Origin of the sequence: Nocardioides jensenii JCM 1364 = NBRC 14755, assembly GCF_001552535.1 — a bacterium.
GTDB lineage: Bacteria > Actinomycetota > Actinomycetes > Propionibacteriales > Nocardioidaceae > Nocardioides > Nocardioides jensenii.
In genome coordinates this window covers 1-4,462 of the sequence record NZ_BCRJ01000141.1, presented here as the reverse complement: position 1 = coordinate 4,462, position 4,462 = coordinate 1, and the positions used below count along the sequence as shown (strand labels likewise).

Below are 4,462 nucleotides of genomic sequence, written 5' to 3'. Positions count from 1 at the left end.
CGGGGCGCCTCGGGCAGGGCGCCCGCGTCGGGCAGGGCGCCCGCGTCGGGCAGGGCACCCGCGTCCGGAGGTGCGGCCGCGTCAGCCAGAGGCACAGAGTTGTCAGAGAGCAAGAGCCACGCCTTCCATCCGGGGGTCCACGCCTGCGCGCAGGACTCCGTGTTCGTGATCGAGAGTGATCGCGAGCGCCGAGCCGCCCGGTCCGCCCACCTGGAGCGGGATCTCGCGCACCGCATGGCCGCGGGAGCGCAAAGCGTCGAGAGTCTCAGGAGCCAACCCTGGCTCGCACCTGAGCTCTTCGGGGTTGTCGATGGTGTCGGCGTCCGAGCCGGGGAAGACGGTGACCCGGGGGAGCGAGACGGCCGTCTGTGGGTCGTTGCCGTGGTCGACCAGGTGGCTGATCACCTGCATGTTCCACTGCACCTGCCCGTCGCCGCCCGGGCAGTTGCCGAGGTGGCGCAGGCCGGTGTCGTCGTCGGCGATCCAGGCGTTCAGCGTGTGCAGGGGCTTGCGTCGCGGGCGCACCTCGTTGGGGTGCCCGTCGATCAGGTAGGCGCCGCGGCCGAGCCGGTTGTTGAGCACCACGCCGGTGCCGGGCACGGTGATCCGGGCGCCGAAGGTGAACGCGAGGGAGTGGATGAAGCTGACCGCTCGCCCCTCGGCGTCGACCACCACGGTCGAGGTGGTGTCGCCCGCCACGCGCTGGGGGCCGCCGGCCACCACTGCCTCGGACGAGATCTCCGCCCGCGCGTCGGCGATCGACGACGCAGCCAGTGACTTGGCCCAGGCATCGGTGTCCGAGCCGGCGCTGGTGAAGCGGTCACGGAAGGCACGGCGGGCCGCGCCCGTGAGCCAGTGCACGGCGGTGGCGTCGAGCTGCTCGGTCCGCGACAGTACGCCGTCACAGATCGCCGCCTGCTGGAGCACCAGCCAGCCGGCGGTGGGGAGCGGAGTCTGGTGAATCGTCAGATCGCCGTACGACGCAGAGATCGCAGCAGCCGAAGGCACACCTGAGCCCGCCGACCACTCGTCCCCGCTGAACGGTGCGCCGTTGCCGGTGAGAAGAGAGACCGCCCGCTCGGCGAACGAGCCGTCGTAGAACCCCTCCGTGCCGGCCGCCACCGAGCCCAGGAACCGGCCGAGGTCGCGTTGGAAGAGCAGCTGACCGACCCGCGGCAGGCGTCCGCCGGGCAGGAAGCACTCACTGGCCCCGGGGTCGAGACTGAGCTCGGCCCGGTGCTCGGCGATGTCGGCACGAGTCTTGGCGGTGCACGGGAGGCCGCGCACCGCGAGGTCGACGGCAGGGCCCCACAGCTCCGAGAGCGACCGGGACGCCCCCGAGTGCAGGGTCCGGATCGCGGCCAGCGCCCCCGGCACGGTCACCGCGAGTGCGCCGGTCAGCGGAAGCGCCCGATGACCCTGCGCACGATAGAAGTCGGGTGTTCCGCCGTCGGGCCCGAACCCGCTGCCGTTGACCGACCACACGCGACCGTCGGGCTCGCGGACCAACGCGAAGACGTCGCCGCCGATGCCGCACTGGCCGGGCAGCGCCATCCAGGCGGCCGCCGCCATCGCGAGCGTGGCGTCGATCGCGTTGCCGCCGTCGGCGAGCACGCGTGCGCCGACCTGGGAGACGACCGGGCTGCTGGTGCCCACCGCCCCGCGCGCCCCGAGGACCTCGGTCCGTCGGGGTGAGGCCGGCTGCACGCGGGTCGTCACCGGGTCAGTCCTGGCGTGGCTTGCGTCGACGCGGTCCGCCGTGGGCGATGTCGGCCTCGCTGACGCCGACGAAGATCTCGCCGTCCTCCTCGCGCACCGGGTAGACCGCGATCGGCTCGGTGGCCGGCGGGCTGACCGGCTCGCCGGTCTCCAGGTCGAACACGCTGCCGTGGCACGAGCAGCCCAGGCCGTCGTCGACCAGCTTGCCGCTGCTGAGCAGGCAGTCGAGGTGCGTGCAGTAGTTGCTGGTCGCATACGCGCGGCCCTCGAGCCGGGCCACTGCGCACTCGAGCTCGCCGACGTAGAAGCGGCGTACGTAGCCCTCCGGCACCTGGCCGGAGCGGGCCACGCGGTGGAACTTCGCCTCACAGGAGGGCTCGTGTGCCTCCTGCCCAGGAGGAGTCTGTGTCTCGGACATGGGGTTCTCCTCAGCTGAAGTAGACGGTCTTGTCGGTGGTGTAGAAATGCATCATCGTGGCGCCGGCCTGCTCCTTGTGCGTCTGCGTGCTCGAGAGCTTGGTGCCGCCGAACGGCGCGTTCATCGCCATCCCGTTGGTGGACTGGTTGACCTTCACCACCCCGGCGTGGACGTCGCGGCTGAACGCCAGCGCGGTGCCGATGTCGGAGGTGGCGATGCCGGCCGAGAGTCCGAAGGGGCTGTCGTTGGCCACGGTGATCGCCTCGTCGTACGACGACACGGTGAGGAAGGCGAGCACCGGCCCGAAGATCTCCTCCTGGGCCATCCGGTCGTGGGGCTGGACGTCGGAGAACACGGCCGGCCGGGCGAAGTAGCCCTTGCCGAGCAGCTGGCCCTTGGTCGGGGTCTCGAGCCGGGCGTCGGAGGCGTCGCCCTCCTTGAGGAACTCCAGGTACTTGTCCCACTGCCCGGCGCTGGCCAGCGGTCCCATGGTCACGCCCTTGGTCAGGCCGTCGCCGACGACCGCGGAGCGGGCCCGCTCCATCACCCGGTCGAGCAGGTCGAGCTGCACGCTCTCGTGCACGATCACCCGCGAGGTGCCGGTGCAGGCCTGGCCGCTGAGCCCGAACGCACCCTTGACGATGATGCCCGCGGTCCGCTCGATGTCGGCGTCGGGCAGCACCACCATCGCGTTCTTGCCGCCCATCTCGAGCTGGCAGCGCACGTCGACGGCGACCGCGGAGTGGATCGCCTGGCCGACGGCGGTCGAGCCGGTGAAGGTGACCGCGTTGACGCCGCGGTGACTGACCAGGGCCCGGCCGGCTTCGGCGTGACCGTGCACCAGGGCCAGGGCACCGCCGGGTACGCCGGCCTCGAGCAGCGCCTCGACGAGACGCTGACCCATCACCGGGGTGAGCTCGCTGGGCTTGAAGACCACCGCGTTGCCGGCGGCCAGCGCCGGACCGAGCTTGCGGGAGGGAATGTTGAGCGGGAAGTTCCACGGCGTGATCGCGGCGACCACGCCGACCGGCTCGCGCGAGCTGTAGACCAGCGTGCCGTCGCCGGTGGGGTAGGTCTCGCCGGTGAGTCGCAGTGACTCACCTGCGTAGAAGCGCAGGTTCTGCGGGGTCCGGCTGGTCTCGATCGTGGCCTCGGCGAGGGTCTTGCCCTCCTCGCGGACCAGCTCCTCGGCCAGGGTGGCGGCGTTGGCCTCCAGGATCGCCGCGGCCCGGATGAGCACGTCGGCCCGCTTGTCCGGCGCCAGGGCCGCCCACTCGTGGCGGTGCTCGGCGACGTAGGAGACAGCCCGGTCGATGTCGTCGGCGGAGGACTCGGGTGCGGTGGCCACGACCTCGGAGAGGTGCGCGGGGTTGTGGCGTTCGAAGCGTCGGCCGGTGGAGCTCTCGACCCACTCGCCGCCGACGAAGTTCTGCACGGTCAGTGTCATGCCTGCTCCAGGATCTCGATGAGGGACGTTGACTGGTCGACGAGCTGGTCCACCGAGACCCGGTGCCCGCTCGAGATGAGCTCGCGGGCGACCATGATGTCTTCGGCGCCGTCGACGGCGAACGCGGCGCGGACCAGTCCGTCGCGGAGGAAGAACGCCGACCAGGCGGCGTCCTCGAGCTGGCCGCGGATCACGACTTCATCGGTGCCGGCCGTGTGGCCGACGTACTGCAGGTTCACGCCGAACTGGTCGGACCAGAACCAGTGCGGGTCGTCGAAGACGGTCTCGCGGCCGATCATGTTGTTGGCGGCCACGGCGGCCTGCTTGCTGGCGTTGTCGAAGTGCTCCACGCGCATCCGGGTGTCGAAGAGCGGGTGGAAGTGGTTGGCCACGTCGCCGGCGGCGTACACGTTCTCCATGCTGGTGCGGCAGTGCTCGTCGACCAGGATCCCGTTGTCGACCGCGATGCCGGAGGCGGTCGCGATCGCGTCGTTGGGAACCGTGCCGATGCCGACGACGACGAGATCGCCGACGTGGATGCCGGCGTCGGTGGTGACGACGACCTGCTCACCCTCCTGGGTGATCGACTCGACGGCCACCCCGCAGCGCAGGGTCACGCCGTCGGCGGCGAAGCGGCGGGCGTTGCTCGCGGAGAGCACCGGCCCGAGCAGCGCGTGCAGCGGTGCCGGGGCCGCCTCGAGCACGGTCACGTCGGCGCCGAGGGACCGCGCGCTGGAGGCCACCTCCGCGCCGATGAAGCCACCACCGACCACGAGCAGGCGTACGCCGGGCCGCAGCTCGGCGCGCAGCTCCTCGGAGTCACGCTTGGTGCGCAGATAGCGGATCCGCTCGCCCTCGGCACCGGGCCAGCGGCGGGG

General features: G+C 71.6%; 4 protein-coding genes. All 4 read right to left on the bottom strand.

Going from position 1 to position 4,462, the window contains the following annotated elements:
• Positions 1-102 precede the first annotated feature (102 nt).
• Positions 103-1,719: a gamma-glutamyltransferase family protein gene (locus NJ4_RS23765; RefSeq protein WP_245644688.1), complete on the bottom strand. Its 1,617-nt coding sequence runs from the start codon at positions 1,717-1,719 to the stop codon at positions 103-105.
• Positions 1,720-1,723: 4 nt separating this feature from the next.
• Positions 1,724-2,137 (bottom strand): Rieske (2Fe-2S) protein, encoded by a 414-nt coding sequence (locus NJ4_RS23760; RefSeq protein WP_067441574.1) that lies wholly within the window; start codon positions 2,135-2,137, stop codon positions 1,724-1,726.
• A gap of 10 nt (positions 2,138-2,147) precedes the next feature.
• Positions 2,148-3,584: an aldehyde dehydrogenase family protein gene (locus tag NJ4_RS23755; protein ID WP_067441572.1), complete on the bottom strand. Its 1,437-nt coding sequence runs from the start codon at positions 3,582-3,584 to the stop codon at positions 2,148-2,150.
• The coding region (locus NJ4_RS23750; RefSeq protein WP_067441569.1) for an NAD(P)/FAD-dependent oxidoreductase at positions 3,581-4,462 on the bottom strand (882 nt) is incomplete at its 5' end. The genes NJ4_RS23750 and NJ4_RS23755, both read right to left, overlap by 4 nt.